Source organism: Streptomyces sp. NPDC048254, assembly GCF_043201895.1.
Taxonomy (GTDB): domain Bacteria; phylum Actinomycetota; class Actinomycetes; order Streptomycetales; family Streptomycetaceae; genus Streptomyces.
The window spans coordinates 778242-797952 of sequence record NZ_JBICZJ010000002.1; the positions used below are offsets into that span (position 1 = coordinate 778242).

Annotated in this window: 14 protein-coding genes; 11 read left to right on the top strand and 3 right to left on the bottom strand. The window is 72.4% G+C overall.

The window, feature by feature from the left end; all coding sequences use genetic code 11:
* Window positions 1-5: 5 nt before the first annotated feature.
* Both ACGFZQ_RS08885 and ACGFZQ_RS08890 read right to left on the bottom strand, forming a co-directional pair.
* Window positions 6-1550 (bottom strand): alpha/beta hydrolase, encoded by a 1545-nt coding sequence (locus tag ACGFZQ_RS08885; protein ID WP_393839740.1) that lies wholly within the window; start codon window positions 1548-1550, stop codon window positions 6-8.
* Between the two features lie 128 nt (window positions 1551-1678).
* The gene (locus ACGFZQ_RS08890) at window positions 1679-4462 is read right to left on the bottom strand and encodes a lysylphosphatidylglycerol synthase domain-containing protein (protein ID WP_393839741.1); all 2784 of its coding nucleotides are present in this window, start codon (window positions 4460-4462) and stop codon (window positions 1679-1681) included.
* A 161-nt stretch (window positions 4463-4623) separates the two neighbouring features.
* Here ACGFZQ_RS08890 and ACGFZQ_RS08895 point away from each other — a divergent pair, with 161 nt between their 5' ends.
* The 6 genes from ACGFZQ_RS08895 to ACGFZQ_RS08920 all read left to right on the top strand — a co-directional run bounded on the left by ACGFZQ_RS08895 (window position 4624) and on the right by ACGFZQ_RS08920 (window position 15348).
* Window positions 4624-5010: an MGMT family protein gene (locus ACGFZQ_RS08895; protein ID WP_393839742.1), complete on the top strand. Its 387-nt coding sequence runs from the start codon at window positions 4624-4626 to the stop codon at window positions 5008-5010.
* A gap of 266 nt (window positions 5011-5276) precedes the next feature.
* Window positions 5277-8618, top strand: coding sequence for an ATP-dependent helicase (locus ACGFZQ_RS08900; RefSeq protein WP_393839743.1), 3342 nt, complete (start codon window positions 5277-5279; stop codon window positions 8616-8618).
* 51 nt (window positions 8619-8669) lie between these two features.
* Entirely contained in the window at window positions 8670-12185 is a 3516-nt protein-coding gene (locus tag ACGFZQ_RS08905; RefSeq protein WP_393839744.1) for a UvrD-helicase domain-containing protein, read from the top strand.
* 10 nt (window positions 12186-12195) lie between these two features.
* Entirely contained in the window at window positions 12196-13599 is a 1404-nt protein-coding gene (locus ACGFZQ_RS08910; protein ID WP_393839745.1) for a dipeptidase, read from the top strand.
* A gap of 155 nt (window positions 13600-13754) precedes the next feature.
* Window positions 13755-14699: an NAD(+) diphosphatase gene (nudC, locus tag ACGFZQ_RS08915; protein WP_351745482.1), complete on the top strand. Its 945-nt coding sequence runs from the start codon at window positions 13755-13757 to the stop codon at window positions 14697-14699.
* A gap of 16 nt (window positions 14700-14715) precedes the next feature.
* Entirely contained in the window at window positions 14716-15348 is a 633-nt protein-coding gene (locus tag ACGFZQ_RS08920; protein ID WP_393839746.1) for a class I SAM-dependent methyltransferase, read from the top strand.
* 43 nt (window positions 15349-15391) lie between these two features.
* On the opposite strand, the gene ACGFZQ_RS08925 is transcribed toward ACGFZQ_RS08920, so the two are convergent.
* Window positions 15392-15634 (bottom strand): mycoredoxin, encoded by a 243-nt coding sequence (locus ACGFZQ_RS08925; RefSeq protein WP_351704819.1) that lies wholly within the window; start codon window positions 15632-15634, stop codon window positions 15392-15394.
* A 178-nt stretch (window positions 15635-15812) separates the two neighbouring features.
* Between ACGFZQ_RS08925 and ACGFZQ_RS08930 the strand changes: the two genes are divergently transcribed.
* From ACGFZQ_RS08930 to ACGFZQ_RS08950, 5 genes are all read left to right on the top strand, one after another.
* Entirely contained in the window at window positions 15813-18008 is a 2196-nt protein-coding gene (locus tag ACGFZQ_RS08930; protein ID WP_393839747.1) for an ATP-dependent DNA helicase UvrD2, read from the top strand.
* A gap of 199 nt (window positions 18009-18207) precedes the next feature.
* Window positions 18208-18489: a hypothetical protein gene (locus tag ACGFZQ_RS08935; protein ID WP_393839882.1), complete on the top strand. Its 282-nt coding sequence runs from the start codon at window positions 18208-18210 to the stop codon at window positions 18487-18489.
* A gap of 174 nt (window positions 18490-18663) precedes the next feature.
* Complete coding sequence (locus ACGFZQ_RS08940; protein ID WP_030668930.1) at window positions 18664-19032, top strand: WhiB family transcriptional regulator; 369 nt, start codon at window positions 18664-18666, stop codon at window positions 19030-19032.
* Window positions 19029-19355 carry a hypothetical protein gene (locus tag ACGFZQ_RS08945; protein ID WP_351745473.1) on the top strand — a complete coding sequence of 109 codons (327 nt, stop codon included), beginning with the start codon at window positions 19029-19031 and terminating at the stop codon, window positions 19353-19355. The genes ACGFZQ_RS08940 and ACGFZQ_RS08945 overlap by 4 nt, the downstream gene beginning before the upstream one ends.
* Window positions 19356-19491: 136 nt before the next feature.
* Entirely contained in the window at window positions 19492-19704 is a 213-nt protein-coding gene (locus ACGFZQ_RS08950) for a hypothetical protein (RefSeq protein ID WP_393839748.1), read from the top strand.
* The last annotated feature ends 7 nt before the right edge of the window (window positions 19705-19711 follow it).

A 19711-nucleotide genomic window follows, 5' to 3' on the forward strand; every position in this document is an offset into this window, starting at 1 on the left:
CGCGCTCACGAACAGACCGTGCCGGCCTTCGGTACCTTCCCCTCCAGCAAGTAGCCGTTCACGTCCGACTGCACGCACTTGTTCTTGCTGTCGTAGGCCCCGTGCCCCTGCCCCCGGTACGTCAGCTCCACCCCGACGCCCTTCCCCAGCGACTCCACCATCTTCTTCGCGCCCTCGTACGGCGTGGCCGGATCGCCCGTGTTCCCCACGACCAGGATCGGTGCCGACCCGGGTGCGCTGACGTCGGGATGGTCGGCGGCGCCCGGCACCGCCCAGCTCGTGCAACTGACCATGCCCCACGCGAGGTAGTCGCCGAACAGCGGGGAGGCGGCACGGAACTCGGGCAGTTTCTGCTGGACGTAGTCGGCGCTGTACCGCGGCTTCTCGTCGGCGCAGTTGATGGCGATGTTCGCCGCCGTGATGTTGCTGTACTCGCCGTTCTGGCTGCGGCCGTTCATCGAGTCGGACAGCAGCATCAGGATCTTCCCGTCGCCGTCGTACGCTTCTTCGAGCCCCTCGGTGAGGTACTCCCAGAAGTCCTTGGAGTACAGGGACTGCGCGATGCCGTTGGTGGCGGCGGTCTGGGTCAGCTGGCGGGGGAGGATGCCGGGGATCGGCTTCTTGTCGAGGTCTACGAGGAGCTTGGCGATACGGTCCTTCACGTCCTGCGGGGTGTCGCCGATCGGGCACTCGGTCTTCTTGGACGTGCAGTCCTCGGCGAAGTTGTCGAGCGCGAGCTGGAAGCCCTTGGCCTGCCCCAGCGAGCTCTGCTCGGGGTCCTGGGTGGGGTCGATGACGCCGTCGAGGACGGCCCGGCCCACGTTCTTCGGGAACAGGTGGGCGTAGACGCCGCCGAGTTCGGTGCCGTAGGAGATGCCGAAGTAGTGCAGCTGCCGGTCGCCGAGGACCTGGCGCATGAGGTCCATGTCGCGGGCCGCGTCGGTGGTGCGTACATGCGGCAGGATCGACTTGGAGTTCTTCTCGCAGGCGGCGTTGAACTGCTTGGTGCGGTTGATCAGCTGGGTGCGCTCGGCGCTGGTCTCGGGCGTCGCGTCCTGCTGGAAGTAGTTGTCGAGCTGTTCGTCGTTCTCGCACTCGACGGGGTCGCTGCGGCCGACTCCACGCGGGTCGAAGCTGACGAGGTCGTAGCGGGAGCGCAGGGCCGCGTAGTCCTCGGCGAACGCGGGGAGCGTGGTGATGCCACTGCCGCCCGGCCCGCCGAAGTTGAAGATCAGGGAGCCGATCCGTTTGCTCGCTTCGCCACTGGCCTTGGCCCGGATCAGCGCCAGGCCGATGGTGGCGCCCTTCGGCTTCGACCAGTCCAGCGGCGCCTTCATGGTGGCGCACTGCCAGGCGCCGCCACCGGGCAGTGGCGAGGGGGTGCCACCGCCGCCCTCGGCCTCGTCGGGGGCCGGGCAGGCCTTCCAGTCCAGCTTCTGTGCCGTCAGATCCCCGCCCTTGGCGGCGCCGTCGCTGCATCCGGTCAGCAGGCTGGACAGCGCCAGGGCGGCGCTCAGGGCGGCGACATGGATCCGGAAGGGGTTCGGCATGCTCCCATCCTGGGGTCGCGCGCGGTGACGCGCGCGGGGCGCGAGCCGTACGAGGTACGGCCCCGGTTCGGCCGTGGCGCGTCCCGTGCGAGCCGGAGCGCCTCGCGCCCGCGGCCCCGGCGCCGTGTCTAGAGCGCTCCCTTGCGGGACAGGTGGTTGAAGGCCAGCCAGCCGGGCAGGACCGGCAGCCACAGGGTCAGCAGCCGGTACAGCAGGACGGCGGGGGCCGCGACCTCCTTGGGGAGGCCGACGGCGATCAGGCCGACGGTCAGGGTCGCCTCGACCGCGCCGACACCGCCCGGGGTCGGCGCCGCGGAGCCGAGCGCGTTTCCGGCGAGGAAGACGACGGCGACGCTGGCGATGCTGAGCGAGGTCGACTCGTCGCCGAACGCGCGGATGGAGGCGTCCAGGCACATCACGAAGCAGGCGGTCAGCAGCAGCATGCCGCCGATGCCGGTGACGAGCTTCTGCGGCCGCTGGAGCACGTCCAGCATGCGCGGCACGACGCCCGCGAAAAGCGACCGCACGCGCGTGGAGACGAATTTCCGCAGGAACGGCACCGAGGTCACCACGAGAACCAGTACGGCGACGGTCAGCAGACCCGCGATGACGGTGCGGGACGGCGACAGCGACGGGGTCTTCTCGGTGCCGGTCAGATAGCCGAAGGACAGCAGCATCAGGATGTGACAGCCGAGCCCGAACAACTGCGAGGCGCCGACGCTGGCCACCGCGAGTCCCGGGCGCACGCCCGCGCGTTGCAGGAAGCGCGTGTTGAGGGCGACGCCGCCGACCGCCGCGGGCGCCACGATCTTCACGAACGACCCGGCGACCTGCGCAGCCACGGTCCGCACGAACGGCACCCGCTCGGGCACGAACCCGAGCAGCGCCATCGCGGCGGCGACATAGCTGACCGCCGAGAACAGCACCGCGGCGATCACCCAGCCCCACTGGGCGTTCGCGACCAGGGGGCCGAACTCGATGTGGGTGAGCTGGGTCAGCAGGTAGTACGCGCCGATCGCGCCGGCGATGAGGCTGATCAGCGTGCGCGGCCGCACCCGCTCCAGGCGGGCCGGCTCGACGGGCGCCTGCGGCCTGATCTTCAGCACCTGGTGCCGGATCTGGGTGAGCAGGTCCTCCTCGCGGGCCTCTTCCAGCGCGTCGTCCAGGGCCCGCTTCTCGGCCCGCTGCTCGGCGCGCACTGTCTTCTTGTCGGGCTTCTCGGCCTCCTCCGCGCGGGCCTGCTTGGCCTGCCGGGACGCCTCCAGGACCGCGTCGCGTTCGCGCTCGGCGCGCTCTCTGGCCAGTCTTCGCAGCGTCGCGCGCGTGGAGCGGGTGAGCGCGATCGGCTGGAGCATCGGCAGGCAGTCGGCGACGGCGTCGGGCCCGAGGACCCCGACCGCCGAGGCCACCGCCCGCTCGGCGCCGACCCGCAGACCGAGCGTGGTGACCAGCTGGGCGACGTCCATGCGCAGCAGCAGCTCGCCGGCCGCGATCTCGCCGCCGCGCAGGTCCGTGAGGATCACCGTGCCGGAACGATCCACCAGGATGGCGTCACCCGCGAGCCTGCGGTGCGCGATCCGGCGTGACTGCAACGCCTGCACCTGGTGCCAGGTGTTGCGCAGCAGTTCGTCGGTGATCTCCTCGTCGGCCAGCGAGTCGAGGGTGCGGCCGCCGGTGTGCTCGTAGACGAGCATCACGGCATCCGGGCCCAGCTCGGAGGTGGCGATCAGCTTGGGCGCGTTGGCACCGGCCGCGATCGCCGCGTACGCCAGCAGCGCCTCCTGCTCCAGGGCCTGGCGCAGCGACTGGAGGCTGGAGCGGGTGGCGAAGCCGCGCAGGGTCAGGTTGCGCCACGCGCGGTAGAAGAAGCCCTGGGCCTGCTGTTCCCGGTCGACGACCGTGACGTCCAGCGGCGGGCCGTCCTCCAGGGTGACGAAGTAGCGCCGGCCCCGGTCGCCGTTCTCGGTGTCCAGGGCTTCCTCGCGGGCCGCGCCGACGGGGTGGAAGCCGACGTGCCGCAGGCCCGCCAGCAGGGTCCGGCCGGTGGGGCGGACGTTGGGGGAGCCGACCGCGTAGAGCGTGCCGTAGGCGACGGTCCAGCCGATCAGCACCGTGAGGATGATCGAGAACGGTGTCGTGTAGCCGGTGACGAGCATGGAGAACGCGTCGAGCATCAGCACGATCCACAGGACCGCGCGCCATCTCGGCCGCCGGGACATGCCGACGGCCGTCATATAGGCGATGACGGGCGCGAGATAGCCGTGCACCGGGTCGGTGAGGGCGTGGATGTCGCCGGGGGAGGGCTGGGTGAGCGCCTCCTGGATGGAGCCCGGGGCGGCCCGGGCGACCCACAGGTCGGTGGCGAGGGTCACTCCGTGGGCGAGGACGGCCGCGAGCACGCCGTCGGCGATGCGCAGCCCGTCCCGCTTGATGAGGCGCTCGATCGCGAACGCGACCGGCACCAGCAGGATCGCGATGCTGGAGGCCAGCCCCGCGATCTTGATCAGCAGGTCGGGAGCCTGCCCGGTGCCCTTGTTGATGTCCTGTTCGAGCCCGGAGGTGGTGCCGTGCGCGAACGCGGCGATGCCGAGCAGCAGGGCGATGGCGAGCACGCCGACCAGGAGGCGCATGAGGTCGGAGGGGCGGTGCACGCGCGCGGGGAGCAGCGGTTCGTCGCCCTCCACCTCGTCCGTGTGGATCTCGTCCGGCACGTGTTCCGCCTCGGAGGCGTCGGGGTCGGCAGCGGGGGCCGGGGGTCCGGCGTCCGGGTCCACGACGTCCGCGCGCGCGGATTCCGGGGATGCGGTGCCGGATTCCGCCGCGTCCGGGCGTGCGGCGGCGTCAGAGGTGCCCGCCGCTCCGTCGGCGTGCACGCCCTGCTGCTCGGTCGTCTCTTCTTGATCTCGTATCACCAGTCACCGCCCGCACGATGGTGGCATGCCCCACCGACACACGAGGGCATCAGGGTGCAGATGCGGGGGCGCACAGTCTGCCCCAAGCGCCGCCCGAGGGCGAGGCGGAGACCTAACGCGCACCGCGCGGGTTGTCGGTGGGGTGCGGCAGGATGGGGCGAATGAGCGAGCAGAGCCTTCCCGAGGACACCCGAGAGGGGTACGCGGACGAGCTGCCCGAGTACGCCGAGCGGGTCCTGGAGGTCGCCGAGCGGATTCCGCCCGGGCACGTGATGACGTACGGCGACGTCGCGGAGTGGCTGGAGGAGGGAGGGCCGCGCCAGGTGGGGCGGGTGATGTCCCTGTACGGGGGCTCCGTCCCGTGGTGGCGTGTGGTGCGAGCCGACGGGGTGCTGCTGCCGGGGCACGAGCTGGGCGCCCTGGACCACTACCGCGCCGAGGGCACTCCGCTGAAGGAGGCGAGCAGGGCCGCGGAGGGTCACCTGCCGCGGCTCGACATGAAGCGGGCGCGGTGGGACGGCGGCACGGACGCGGAGTCTCACACCTGACAGCTTCCGCCATCCGGGGCCCTCGGGGGGAACCTGTGGCCCGTTCGAGGGAAACCGGGGACGTCCGTGGCATGACGTACGTTCGTGGGATGTGGGGTGCGCGTGCCGCGAGTGCCGCCCGAGACGGATGGGAAGAAGCGGAAGCTCTGCTTCCGTCCGGTTCGTCGGCGTAGCGTCGGCTCCGCGTGTCCCGCTCACCCCACGGCCACCGCACTGCCCGCGCGACCGCGAGCCAACCAGCACACCCACCAGGACCGGCGAACCACGTGAGCTCCTCTTCCTCCACCAGGCGCCTGTCGCACCTCCAGGTGCGACAGGGGAGCCGTGGCGCTTACCGACTGGTGCGTACCCCGCCGGCCGACGCGGATCCCCCTCGTCTGGACGCCGCACAGCGCGCCGTGGTTGACCACGGGGCCGGCCCGCTGCTCGTCCTCGCAGGTCCTGGCACCGGCAAGACCACCACCCTCGTGGAGTCGGTGGCCGCGCGGATCGCCCGCGGCGGGGACCCCGAGCGGATCCTGGTGCTGACGTTCAGCCGCAAGGCCGCCGTCGAGCTGCGCGACCGCATGGCCCTGCGTGTCGGCGCGGCCCGCGCGCCCCGGGCGACCACCTTCCACTCGTACTGCTACGCCCTGGTCCGCGCCCACCAGGAAAGCGGGCTGTTCGTCGACCCGCTGCGGCTGCTGTCCGGCCCCGAGCAGGACGTCACCGTCCGCGAGCTGCTGGCCGGCCAGGCCGAGCTGGAGCGGCTCGGGCTCGACCCGGTGCGCTGGCCCGACGAACTGCGCGCCTGCCTGACCACCCGCGGTTTCGCCGACGAGGTCCGCGCGGTCCTCGCCCGCAGCCGCGAACTGGGCCTTGACCCGGACGCCCTGGACGCCTTCGCCCGCCGTATCGGCCGCCCCGACTGGCGGGCCGCGGCCGCCTTCCTCGCCGAGTACCTCGACGTCCTCGACCTCCAGGGCGTCCTCGACTACGCCGAACTCGTCCACCGCGCGGTACTGCTCACCCGGCGCCCCGAGGTCGCCCTGGACCTGGCCGGCCGCTACGACGCCGTGTACGTCGACGAGTACCAGGACACCGACCCGGCCCAGGTGCGGCTGCTGCACGCCCTGGCCGGCGGCGGCCGCACGCTGGTCGCCTTCGGCGACCCGGACCAGTCGATCTACACGTTCCGGGGCGCCGACGTGAACGGCATCCTGGACTTCCCGTCCGCCTTCGCGCGCGTGGACGGCCGTCCCGCCCCGGTCGAGGTGCTGCGTACCTCCCGCCGCTCCGGCGCCGGCCTGCTGGCCGCGACCCGCCTGCTGACCCAGCGGATGCCGCTGACCCGGCTGCCCGCCGACAAGGTGCGCGCCCACCGCGAGCTGGCCGCCGCGCGGGACGGCGGCGGCGTCGAGGTCTACACGTACCCGACGCCCGGCACCGAGCTGGACAACATCGCCGACATCCTGCGACGCGCGCACCTGGAGGACGGCGTGCGCTGGAGCGACATGGCCGTCCTGGTGCGCGCCGGGTCCAGCACCATCCCGACGGTCCGCCGCGCCCTCACCGCGGCCGGCGTACCTCTGGACATCGACGGCGACGACGTTCCGCTGCGCCACGAACCGGCGGTGGCCCCCCTGCTGACGGCGCTCCGGGCGGTGGCGGAGGCGGAAGCGGCACACCCCGGTGCGGGCGCGAGCACAGAAGAGGCCGGCCCCAGCGGGGACGAGGGCACCGCGGCAGCCCCCTGCTGGCTCGGTACCGAGACCGCGCTCACCCTGCTCACCTCGCCCCTCGCCGGCATGGACGCAGCCGACCTGCGCCGCCTCGGCCGCGCCCTGCGCGACGAGGAGCGGGCGGCCGGAAACGCCCTGCCGCCGCCCTCGGACGACCTGCTCGCGCGGGCCCTCGCCGAACCCGAGCGCCTGGCCGTCCACGATCCCGGGTACGCGCGCGGGGCGCAGCGGCTCGGCGCACTGCTCAGGAAGGCCCGGGAGCGCCTGGCGGACGGCGGTACTGCCGAGGAGGCCCTGTGGGACCTGTGGAACGGCACGCCCTGGCCCTCACGCCTGGAACGCGCCGCCCGGCGCGGCGGCGCGGCCGGCCGCAACGCCGACCGTGACCTGGACGCCGTGTGCGCGCTGTTCGCCACCGCCGCCCGCGCGGAGGAGCGCAGCGGCGGCCGGGGCGCGCTGAACTTCCTCGCGGAGATCGAGGCCGAGGACATCGCCGCCGACACCCTCTCCGGCAGGGTGGTACGCCCCGACGCCGTCCGCCTGCTGACCGCGCACCGCTCCAAGGGCCTGGAGTGGCGCCTGGTCGTCGTCGCCGGCGTCCAGGAAGGCCTGTGGCCGGACCTGCGCCGCCGCGGCTCGCTGCTGGAGGCCGACCGCATCGGCCGCGACGGACTCGCCGAACCGCTCACCCCGGGCGCACTCCTCGCGGAGGAGCGCCGCCTGTTCTACGTCGCCGCCACGCGCGCGCGTGAACGCCTCGTCGTCACCGCCGTGAAGGCCCCCGCGGACGACGGCGACCAGCCCTCCCGGTTCCTCACCGAACTGGGCGCGGAACCCCAGGACGTCACCGGACGGCCCCGCCGCCCGCTCTCCGTGGCCGCCCTGGTCGCCGAGCTGCGCGCGACCACGGTCGACCCGCGCGCGTCCGACACGCTGCGGGAGGCCGCCGCCCGGCGGCTGGCCCGGCTGGCCGCGCTCGCCGACGAGGACGGCCGCCCCCTGGTGCCCTCCGCCCACCCCTACCGCTGGTGGGGCATGTTCGAGCCGACCGAGAGCAAGGTGCCGCTGCGCGACCGCGACCAGCCCGTCGTGCTCTCCGGCAGCGCCCTCGACCAGCTGGCCAACACCTGCAGCCTGCAGTGGTTCCTGGGCCGCGAGGTGAAGGCCGACGCGCCCGCCACCACCGCCCAGGGCTTCGGCAACGTCGTGCACGTCCTGGCCGACGAGGTCGCCTCCGGACGCACCCCGGCCGACCTCGCGGTCCTCATGGAGCGCCTGGAGTCGGTGTGGAACGCGCTCGCCTTCGACGCCCCCTGGAAGTCGGCCCAGGAGAAGGACAACGCGCGCGTGGCGCTCGAACGCTTCCTGAAATGGCACGTCCTGGACCGCACCGCACGCACCCCGGTGGCCAGCGAGCAGGACTTCGACGTCAGCCTCGAAGCGGGCGACTACGAGGTGCGCATCCGCGGCCAGATGGACCGCGTGGAGACGGACGGCGAGGGCCGCGCCTACGTCGTCGACTTCAAGACCGGCAAGCAGGCGCCCAGCGCGGCCGAGGTGGCCCGGCACCCGCAGCTCGCCGTCTACCAGCTCGCGGTCCGCGAGGGCGCCGTGGACGACGCCTTCGACGGCGTACGCCCGGAGGCCGGCGGCGCCGAACTGGTCCACCTCCGGCAGGGCGCCGCCCAGCGCGACGGCGGCGAGACCCTGCCCAAGGTGCAGGCCCAGGAGCCGCTGGAGGGGGAGTGGGTCGGCGACCTGCTGGCCACCGCCGCCGGCAAGGTCCTCGACGAACGGTTCACGCCGACCACCGGCCAGCACTGCACGCACTGCGCCTTCCGGGCGTCGTGCAGCGCGCGGCCCGAGGGACGTCACGTGGTCGAGTGACGTACGACGCCTGTCCCACCGTTGTCGGTGGTCACCGTTAGCCTCGACGGCATGCCCGCCCGTATCACCGACCCCGAGCAGCTCAAAGAGCTCCTCGGTATCCCGTTCACCCCGGAGCAGACGGCCTGCATCATCGCGCCGCCCGCCCCGCAGGTGATCGTGGCCGGAGCCGGGTCGGGCAAGACGACGGTGATGGCGGCCCGTGTGGTCTGGCTGGTCGGCACCGGACAGGTGGCCCCGGAACAGGTCCTCGGCCTCACCTTCACCAACAAGGCGGCCGGAGAGCTCGCCGAGCGCGTCCGCAAGGCGCTCGTCAGGGCGGGCGTCACCGACCCCGATGCCATCGACCCGGACAACCCGCCCGGCGAGCCGGCCATCTCGACGTACCACGCCTTCGCGGGCCGCCTGCTGACCGACCACGGCCTGCGCATCGGCCTGGAGCCGTCCTCCCGGCTGCTCGCCGACGCCACCCGCTTCCAGCTCGCCGCGCGCGTGCTGCGCGAGGCCCCCGGCCCCTATCCGGCCCTCACCCGCTCCTTCGCCGACCTGGTCGGCGACCTGCTCACCCTCGACTCCGAACTCGCCGAACACCTCGTACGCCCCGAGGACCTGAGGGCCTGGGACGCCGGGCTGCTGAACACCCTCGCGGCCGTCAAGCTCGGCAACGCCGACCTGCGCAAGGTCCCCGAGACGGCCGCCGCACGGCGTGAACTGGCCGGACTCGTCGTCCGTTACCGGACCGCCAAGCGCGAGCGGGATCTGCTCGACTTCGGCGACCAGATCGCGCTGTCCGCCGCGCTGGCCGGCATCCCCGAGGTGGGCCGGCTGCTGCGCGACGAGTTCGGTGTCGTACTCCTCGACGAGTACCAGGACACCTCGGTGGCCCAGCGGGTGCTCCTGGCGGGCCTGTTCGGCGGCGGCACCGGCCACCCCGTGACCGCCGTCGGCGACCCCTGCCAGGCCATCTACGGCTGGCGCGGTGCCTCCGTCGCCAACCTGGACGACTTCCCCGAGCACTTCGCGCACGCCGACGGCAGCCCCGCCACCCGCCAGGCGCTCAGCGAGAACCGCCGCAGCGGCGGCCGCCTCCTCGACCTCGCCAACGGCCTCGCCGAACCGTTGCGCGCCATGCACGCGGGCGTGGCGGCCCTCCGACCGGCGCCGGGCGCGGAACTCGACGGCACGGTCCGCTGCGCCCTGCTGCGCACCCACGCCGAGGAGATGGACTGGATCGCCGACTCCGTCGCCCACCTCGTCCGCACCGGCACGGCACCCGGCGAGATCGCGGTCCTGTGCCGTACGGCGACCGACTTCGCGGAGATCCAGGGCGCCCTGGTCGCGCGGGACGTCCCCGTCGAGGTGGTCGGCCTCTCCGGGCTGCTGCACCTGCCCGAGGTGGCCGATCTCGTCGCCGTCTGCGAGGTCCTCCAGGACCCGGGCGCCAACGCGTCCCTGGTCCGGCTGCTGACCGGCCCACGCTGGCGCATCGGCCCCCGCGACCTCGCCCTCCTCGGCCGCCGCGCCCGGCTGCTGGTGTCCCACGCGCGCGTGAGCGACGCCGACGACCCGGACCGCAGGCTCGCCGAGGCCGTCGAGGGGGTCGACCCGGCCGAGGTGATATCGCTCGCGGACGCCCTGGACACCTTCCTGGAGCTGCCGCTCGACACCCAGCATCAGGACGACGGCCTGCCGTTCTCGCCGGACGCGCGCGTGCGCTTCGCCCGCCTGGCCACCGAACTGCGCGAGCTGCGCCGCTCCCTGTCAGACCCGCTGATGGACGTCCTGCACCGCGTCCTCGCGGTCACCGGCCTGGAGGTGGAACTGTCCGCGTCCCCGCACGCGCTGGCCGCCCGCCGCCGCGAGACGCTCTCCAACTTCCTCGACGTCGCCGCCTCCTTCGCGGCCGGCGACCAGGAGGCGACCCTGCTCGCCTTCCTCGGCTTCCTGCGCACCGCCGCCCAGTACGAGAAGGGCCTCGACAACGCCCTGCCCGGCGGCGAGAACACCGTCAAGGTGCTCACCGCGCACCGGTCCAAGGGTCTGGAGTGGGATGTCGTCGTCGTCCCCGGCCTGGTCAAGGGCACCTTCCCGAGCAGTCAGGGGCGTGAGAAGTGGACCGCCCAGGCCAAGGTGCTCCCGCACGCCCTGCGCGGCGACACCGACACCCTGCCCGACGTCGAGGCCTGGGACTCGCGGGGCATGAAGGCCTTCCACGAGGCCATGAAGGACCACCAGCACACCGAGGAGCTCCGCCTCGGCTACGTCACCTTCACCCGCCCACGCTCCCTGCTCCTCGGCTCCGGCCACTGGTGGGGCCCCAGCCAGAAGAAACCGCGCGGCCCTTCCGACTTCCTGCAGGCCCTGTACGACCACTGCGCCACCGGGCACGGCGAGATCGAGGCCTGGGCCGACCAGCCGGAGGAGGACGAGGAGAACCCGGCCCTGCACACGTCGAGCGTCGACCAGGTGTGGCCGCTGCCCCTCGACGAGGCCGCCCTGGCCCGCCGCCGCGCGGCCGCCGAGACCGTCCTCGCCCACCTGGACGCGCTCACGACAGAGGACGGCCACCCCGCGGCCGGTCACGACCCCGCCGCCCACGAGGACCCGGAGTGGCCCCCGCCGCCCGACGACGAGCCAGACCCCTACGCGGACGACTTCCCGGACGAGGACACCGCCGACTGGGAATCCCTGAGCGCCGACCGCCCCACGGTCCCGCACCAGGCGACGCCCGCCGAGCGCACGCCCCCGCGCACGCGGGAGCACGAAGGCGCCCCGGGACAGGAACACGCGCGCGCCCCGGAGCGCACCCCCCTCACCCCCGAGGAGGCCCGCGCCATCGCCTCCTGGGACCGCGACCTCGACGCCCTCACCGGCGAGCTGCTGCGCGCCCGCCGCAGCGTCACCGACGTGCCCCTGCCGGCCGCGCTCTCCGCCACCCAGCTGATGCGGCTCGCCGAGAACCCGGACGGGCTCGCACAGGAACTCGCGCGCCCCATGCCGCGCCCGCCACAACCGGCCGCACGCCGGGGTACCCGATTCCACGCCTGGGTCGAGGCGCGCTACGAAGAGCTCACCCTGCCCATGCTGGAGCCCGACGAGCTGCCCGGAAGCGACGCCGAGATCGCCGACGAACGCGACCTCGAAGCCCTCAAGGAGGCCTTCGAACGCACCGAGTACGCCCACCGCACGCCCTACCGCGTGGAGGCACCCTTCCAGCTCGCCCTCGCCGGCCGGGTCGTACGGGGCCGGATCGACGCCGTCTACCGGACCGGGCACGGCGACGAGACGACGTACGAGATCGTCGACTGGAAGACCAGCCGTACCCGGGCCGCCGACCCGCTCCAGCTCGCGATCTACCGGATCGGCTGGGCCGAGCAGCAGGGCGTGCCCCCCGAGTCGGTCACGGCCGCGTTCGTGCACGTCCGCACCGGTGAGGTCGAGCGACCGGAGAGGCTGCCCGACCGAGCCGCCCTGGAAAGGCTGATCGTCGGACAAGCTGCCGGACGCGCTGTCGGACAGGCCGAGTGTGACGAATCGCCCGCCGAGGATGTCGGTGCGGGCCGATAGGGTCGTGACCATGAGCCAGACCCCGGACAGCGCCGTCCGTACGTACATCGAGCAGCACCGTGCCGCCTTCCTCGACGACCTCGCCGAGTGGCTGCGCATCCCGTCCGTGTCGGCCCAGCCCGAACACGCCGCCGATGTCCGCCGCAGCGCCGACTGGCTCACCGCCGCACTCAAGGAGACCGGCTTCCCGACCGCCGAGGTCTGGGAGACACCGGGCGCCCCGGCCGTCTTCGCCGAATGGCCCGCGGGCGACCCCGAGGCACCCACGGTCCTCGTCTACGGCCACCACGACGTACAGCCCGCCGCCCGTGCGGACGGCTGGCACAGCGACCCCTTCGAGCCGGTCGTCCGGGAGAACCGCCTCTACGCGCGCGGGGCCGCCGACGACAAGGGCCAGGTGTTCTTCCACACACTCGGCGTCCGCGCCCACCTCGCCGCCACCGGCCGCACCGCACCCGCCGTCAACCTGAAGCTGCTGATCGAGGGCGAGGAGGAGTCCGGCTCCCCGCACTTCCGGGCCCTCGTCGAGGAACACGCCGACCGGCTCGCCGCGGACACCGTGATCGTCTCCGACACCGGCATGTGGTCCGAGGACACCCCCACGGTCTGCACCGGCATGCGCGGCCTCGTCGAGTGCGGGATCGTCCTGCACGGCCCCGACCAGGACATCCACTCCGGAGCCTTCGGCGGCGCCGTCCCCAACCCGGCCACCGTCGTGGCCCGCCTGGTCGCCGCACTGCACGACGACCACGCGCGCGTGGCGATCCCCGGCTTCTACGACGGCATCGTCGAGCTCAGCGACCGTGAGCGGGAGCTGTGGGCCGAGCTGCCCTTCGACGAGGAGGGCTGGCTGCGCGAAGCGCACTCGTACGCCACCGAGGGCGAGGCCGACCACACCACTCTGGAGCGCATCTGGGCCCGCCCCACCGCCGAGGTCAACGGCATCGGCGGCGGCTACCAGGGCGCCGGCAGCAAGACGATCATCCCGTCCTCGGCCATGGTCAAGCTGTCGTTCCGGCTGGTCGCCGGTCAGGAGCCCGACCACATCGAGAAGGCCGTCCGCGCCTGGGCCACCGAGCGGATCCCCGTCGGCATCCGCGCCGAGATCACCTTCCTGCCGGCCACCCGCCCGTGCCTGACCCCGCTCGACCACCCAGGCCTCCAGTCACTGGCCCGCGCCATGGGCCGCGCCTTCGAGGGACCGGTCCGGTTCACCCGTTCGGGTGGCTCAGGGCCCGCCGCGGACCTCCAGGACGTCCTCGGCGCACCCGTCCTCTTCCTGGGTATCTCCGTCCCCTCCGACGGCTGGCACGCCCCGAACGAGAAGGTCGAGCTGGATCTTCTCCTCAAGGGCGTCGAGACCAGCGCCTACCTGTGGGGTGACCTGGCCGAGAACCGACGCCATGCCCCCTGACCCGTCCGCGCCGTCCGGAGCGACATCGCGCGCGGGGCACACTGGAAGGGCCGCCCCGCCCGTCCCGTCCCCACCCGACCCGGTCTCCTCCGGCCCTTCGTCCCGCTGAACCGCCCGCTGAAACATCCGTTGCACTGGGGGAGTTGGAAGCACCCGTGACCACCTGGACCGACCACACCGCCGACCGACCCATCTCGCTCACCGCCCCGAGCGGCATCGACCGCGCCGCCCACCACCGGCTCGACGAGGCCTGGCTCGCGGCGGCGTGGAGCCACCCCGACACCCGCTGCTTCGTGGTCTCCGGCGGTCAGGTCCTCATCGACGAGACGCCCGAAGGCCGTACCGAACTCGTCATGACCCCGTCCTTCGAGGCTCCCCTCACCGAAGCACACCGCTACTTCCTGGGCACCGACGAGGACGGCGTCAGCTACTTCGCGCTCCAGAAGGACGCCCTGCCCGGCCGTATCGACCAGTCCGCGCGCCCGGCCGGCCTGCGCGAGGCGGGTCTGCTGCTGTCGCCGCGTGACACGGGCCTGATGGTGCACGCGGTCGGCCTTGAGAACTGGCAGCGCACCCACCGCTTCTGCTCCCGCTGCGGCGAGCGCACGGTGATCGCCGCCGCCGGCCACATCCGCCGCTGCCCCGCCTGCGGCGCCGAGCACTACCCGCGCACCGACCCCGCCGTGATCATGGCCGTCACCGACGAGGACGACCGCATCCTGCTCGGCCGCCAGGTCCACTGGCCCGAGGGCCGCTTCTCCACGCTGGCCGGTTTCGTCGAGCCCGGCGAGTCGATCGAGCAGGCGGTGCGCCGGGAGGTCTTCGAGGAGGCCGGGGTCACCGTCGGCCCCGTCGAGTACGTCGCCAGCCAGCCCTGGCCGTTCCCGTCCAGCCTCATGCTCGGCTTCATGGCCCGTGCGACCTCGACCGAGATCAACGTCGACGGCGACGAGATCCACGAGGCCCGCTGGTTCTCCCGCGACGAACTGGGCGCCGCCTTCGACTCCGGCGACGTCCTGCCGCCGTACGGGATCTCCATCGCGGCCCGCCTGATCGAGATGTGGTACGGCAAGCCGCTGCCGACGAGGAGCTTCGTCTGAGACGGCGACCCGGCTGATGACCGACACCCACGACACCTACTGGAACCACAACGTCCACTACCACCCGGTGGTGCTGGCTGCCGCACCACCCGGCTGCCGTGCCGCCCTGGACGTCGGCTGCGGCGACGGCCTGCTGGCCGCCAAGCTCGCGGCCGGGGCGGAGTCGGTGACCGGCGTGGACCGGTCACCGGAGATGATCCGGCTGGCGCACAAACGGGACACCGGAAACGTCACCTTCCTGGAGGGTGACTATCTCGACGGCGCGCTCCTCGACGAAGGGAGTTACGACTTCGTCAGCGCGGTCGCCGTCCTCCACCACGTCCCCTTCGACGACGCGATCGAACGGCTGGTGAGGCTGCTCACGCCGGGCGGCCGGCTGGTCATCGTCGGCACGGCACACAACCGCACTCTCCTGGACCGGGTGATCAGCGGTTGCGGGGTCCCTGTTTCGTTGCTGCAGCGTGCGCGCAGGCGAGGCGGCGAGGGGGGCCCGTCGGGCATGCCCGTCGAGGACCCGATCATGAACTGGAAAGAGGTCCGGCGGGCCACCGCGCACCTGCTCCCCGGACGCCGGTACCGGCGTCGGCTGCTGTGGCGTTACACACTCGTCTGGGACAAGCCGGGCGACCTGCACGAAGGCGGCCTCTGACCCGGGGTCAGAGGCCGCCTTGTGCGAGGAACGCGAAGGAAAACTACGCGCTGATCTTCTGCTTGACCTGGGCCAGCGAGGGGTTCGTCAGCGTCGAGCCGTCGCCGAAAAGGACCGTGGGGACCGTCTGGTTCCCGCCGTTCGCCTTCTCCACGAACGCGGCCGACTCCGGGTCCTGCTCGATGTTGATCTCGGTGTACGCGATGCCCTCGCGGTCCATCTGGCTCTTCAGCCGGCGGCAGTAGCCGCACCACGTGGTGCTGTACATCGTCACAGTGCCCTGCATCTCGCTCGCGCTCCTTCGGCAGGTCGGGGAAGGTCATCCAGGAGAGGAACGTACGCGGCCCGCCTGCCATTCCCCACGGCACCGGCCCCGGGTGACTCCTGCCGCATTAGTACGACTGCAAGGGGCTGCCTGTGGACAACCGGCACAGCAGTCTCGGGCGACCTGGCAGCATGGCCGTGTGACAGCAGCAACGCACTCCTCCCTCTTCCCGCAGGTACCGGACTCTGCCGACGCGGTGCTCGAAGGGCTCGACCCCGAGCAGCGCGAGGTGGCGACCGCCCTGCACGGTCCGGTGTGCGTGCTGGCCGGAGCCGGTACCGGCAAGACCCGGGCGATCACCCACCGGATCGCCTACGGGGTGCGGGCCGGCATTCTCCAGCCGTCCAGCGTGCTCGCCGTCACCTTCACCAACCGTGCCGCCGGGGAGATGCGCGGCCGGCTGCGCCAGCTCGGCGCCCAGGGAGTGCAGGCCCGCACCTTCCACTCGGCCGCGCTGCGGCAGCTCCAGTTCTTCTGGCCGAAAGCGATCGGCGGCTCGCTGCCCCGACTCGTCGACCGCAAGGTCCAGCTGGTCGCCGACGCGGCCGCCGCCTGCCGTATCCGCCTCGACCGGGGCGAGCTGCGGGACGTCACCGCCGAGATCGAGTGGTCCAAGGTCACCCAGACCGTCCCCGCCGACTATGCGCCCGCCGCCGCGAAGGCCGGCCGCGAGGCCCCCCGCGACCCCGCCGAGATCGCCCAGATCTACTCGGTCTACGAGGACCTCAAGCGGGACCGCTCCGTCATCGACTTCGAGGACGTCCTGCTGCTCACCGTCGCGGTCCTGCAGGACCGGCACGACATCGCCGACCAGGTCCGCGCCCAGTACCAGCATTTCGTCGTCGACGAGTACCAGGACGTCAGCCCCCTCCAGCAGCGCCTGCTGGAGCTGTGGCTCGGCGACCGCGACAGCCTGTGCGTGGTCGGCGACGCCAGCCAGACCATCTACTCGTTCACAGGAGCAACTCCCGACCATCTGCTCGACTTCCGCACCCGCCATCCCGGAGCCACCGTCGTCAAGCTGGTCCGCGACTACCGCTCGACACCTCAGGTCGTCCATCTCGCCAACGGCCTGCTGGCCCAGGCCCACGGCCGCGCCGCCGACCACCGCCTGGAACTGATCTCCCAGCGCCCCGCGGGACCCGAGCCCGTCTACGCCGAGTACGCCGACGAGCCCGCCGAGGCCGAGGGCGCCGCCCGCCGTATTCGCGAATTGGTCAATGCCGGGGTCCCGGCCGCCGAGATCGCCATTCTGTTCCGCACCAACTCCCAGTCCGAGACCTATGAGCAGGCCCTCGCCGACGCCGGGGTGCCCTACCAGCTGCGCGGTGCCGAGCGGTTCTTCGACCGGCCCGAGGTGCGCAAGGCGGGTGTCGCCCTGCGTGCCGCGGCCCGCTTCGGCGGCAACGACGCGCTGCTCGACGACACCGTGGACCTGCCCTCCCAGGTGCGGGCGGTCCTCTCCGGAGAGGGCTGGACCACCGAGCCCCCGGCCGGCTCCGGCGCGGTCCGGGAGCGCTGGGAGTCACTGGCCGCCCTGGTCAACCTGGCGCACGACGTCACGGCCGGCCGGCCCACCGCCACCCTCGCCGACTTCGTCGCGGAACTCGACGAGCGTGCGGGTGCCCAGCACGCCCCGACCGTCCAGGGCGTCACCCTCGCCTCCCTGCACTCGGCGAAGGGCCTGGAGTGGGACGTCGTCTTCCTGGTCGGTGTCGCCGAGGGCATGATGCCGATCACCTATGCGAAGACCGACGAGCAGATCGAAGAGGAACGCCGTCTCCTCTATGTCGGCGTGACCCGCGCCAGAGAGCGGCTCTATGTCTCCTGGTCCCTCTCCCGCACCCCCGGTGGCCGACCGAACCGCAGGCCCAGCCACTTCCTGGACGGCCTGCGCCCCGGCTCCACCGGCACCGTCGGCCGTGGCTCCGGCACCGGCACCGGAGGCGTCGAACGCGGCTTCACCGGCGGCCCCGTGGCCGCACCCCGGCGCACTCAGCGCACCCCCGCCCGCTGCCGGGTCTGCGGGCGCACCCTCACCGACGCCGGCGAGATGAAACTGATGCGCTGCGACAACTGCCCCTCCGACATGGACGAGGGGCTCTACGAGCGGCTGCGGGAGTGGCGCGCGGACCAGGCCCGGCTCAGCGGCCAGCCCGCCTTCTGCGTCTTCACCGACAGGACGCTGATGGCCATCGCCGAGAGCGCGCCCGACGACGACCGAGAACTGGCCCGCATCCCCGGCGTCGGCATGCGCAAGCTCAACCGTTACGGCGCCGATGTCCTGGCCATCTGTGCAGGCCAGCAGCCCGGGGGAGTTGTCGAGGGGGACTGATGCCAACTCGTCGAAAAAATAGTTTGCGCATGCCCCAGCAATCCCCATAGGTTCTAGGCACGGAAACGGCGGCCTTCTCGAAGGCCCGGTTCCGTGTTGTACTTGCATATCCGAGCGGACTGGCTCATCCCAGTCCCCTAGACGCCGAGAGGAGGCGAGTCCAGTGATCAGCATCAAGACCAACATCAGCGCGGCCAAAATGACCGATCTCTCGGCCGTCTCCGTGTGCATGCTCGGCGTCTCGAACCTGGGCACCGGTCTGTCCGGCATTCCTGCCGTGCGTCCGGCGTCCTCCGTTTCTCTCGCGGACCTTCCCGTCCGTGAGCGCAATGAGCGACCGACTGAGGCACTGGAAGCAGTAGCGGCACAGGCCAAGGCCTATGCCTTTACGGCAGCCGGTGCCGGAAGCCGGAAGCAGACGACGCAGCACCACCTGATGTGGGCCTTCCGTGGGCCAGAACCCTGGAGTGATCCAGCCTGATCGATCAGGCCGGCGCCTTCAGGGCCGCGGAACCCCATCCGGGATCCGCGGCCCTTCTGTTTGTCCCCACCACAGGGACAGACGGGCGAAGGGGCCTCGGGACAAGAGCAGAACCCGGTACCAGCCGCCAACCGGTCCAACCCGACCGGCACGACCAGACGAGGAAGAACAGCCGTGCAACTCGAAGCGCACGCCCCGTCCGTACCGCCTTCCGAAACGATCCCCCCGCCCGGCCTCACGGAGGACTCCACCTTGATCCCGCTCACCGCGCTCACCGCGCTCGACGACGCCATCGAGAACCTCGGCGTGCCCGTCCCCTGCCGTTCCTACGACCCGGAGGTCTTCTTCGCCGAGTCGCCGGCGGACGTCGAGTACGCCAAGTCCCTCTGCCGCACCTGCCCGCTGGTCGAGGCCTGCCTCGCCGGTGCCAAGGAGCGGCGTGAGCCCTGGGGCGTCTGGGGTGGCGAGCTGTTCGTCCAGGGTGTCGTCGTCGCCCGCAAGCGGCCGCGTGGCCGCCCGCGCAAGAACCCGGTCACGGCATGAACATCCAAGGAACGATCGACCGCCCCGTCACGCACGACCCCAAGAAGCAGGCCCCGATGAAGCCGTCCGCCAGCGAGCCCACCGGCTCCGCGATTCCAGACTTCACCCCCGCCGGTACGACCACCGGCTCGCGTCAGAACAGGACCCGCGAGATGCAACTCATTCCAGAAGCCCTGGCTCGTGCGCATATGCACGAGCGACTGCAAGAGGCCGAGCGGGAACGCCCGGCCGCGCGCCTGGTGACCGCTCGCCGGATGCAGCGCCGGGCCGAGCGCGCCTCCAAGCGCGCCCGCCGTGCGCTCGCCATGGCCGTCATGCAGTGATCCCGAACACCTGAAGCGGTGGCCTCCCGGCTGAGGGAGGCGAAAACTTCACGCGGGGGCCGGCCCGGCCGAACGGACCGGCCCCCGCGGTGCGTTGTGCCCGCGGATCCGCGCGCCGCGGCGTTATCGTCGCCGGGTGACGAGTCTTCCCGGAGGCAGTGATCACGGTGGCTCCGCCACGGAGTCCCACCCTCCTGTGTGCGCCCGCTGCGGCAACCCGGCCGACGGTCCCCGGCCAGCCACCTGGACCTGCTCCGTGGAGAACGGCGTCCGCCACTTCTTCTGCGACATCTGCTCCAGGGAGAACCTCAGAGCGATCGAGGGCCGGCTCGACTCGTCCTGGTGGTGATCACCAC

Excerpts from the sequence above, each read along its gene's own strand:
- ACGFZQ_RS08905 (WP_393839744.1), top strand. The coding sequence starts at position 8,670 with ATGCCCGCCCGTATCACCGACCCCGAGCAGCTCAAAGAGCTCCTCGGT.
- ACGFZQ_RS08935 (WP_393839882.1), top strand. The coding sequence starts at position 18,208 with ATGACCGATCTCTCGGCCGTCTCCGTGTGCATGCTCGGCGTCTCGAAC.
- ACGFZQ_RS08925 (WP_351704819.1), bottom strand. The coding sequence starts at position 15,634 with ATGCAGGGCACTGTGACGATGTACAGCACCACGTGGTGCGGCTACTGC.
- ACGFZQ_RS08885 (WP_393839740.1), bottom strand. The coding sequence starts at position 1,550 with ATGCCGAACCCCTTCCGGATCCATGTCGCCGCCCTGAGCGCCGCCCTG.
- ACGFZQ_RS08920 (WP_393839746.1), top strand. The coding sequence starts at position 14,716 with ATGACCGACACCCACGACACCTACTGGAACCACAACGTCCACTACCAC.
- ACGFZQ_RS08945 (WP_351745473.1), top strand. The coding sequence starts at position 19,029 with ATGAACATCCAAGGAACGATCGACCGCCCCGTCACGCACGACCCCAAG.
- ACGFZQ_RS08910 (WP_393839745.1), top strand. The coding sequence starts at position 12,196 with ATGAGCCAGACCCCGGACAGCGCCGTCCGTACGTACATCGAGCAGCAC.
- ACGFZQ_RS08895 (WP_393839742.1), top strand. The coding sequence starts at position 4,624 with ATGAGCGAGCAGAGCCTTCCCGAGGACACCCGAGAGGGGTACGCGGAC.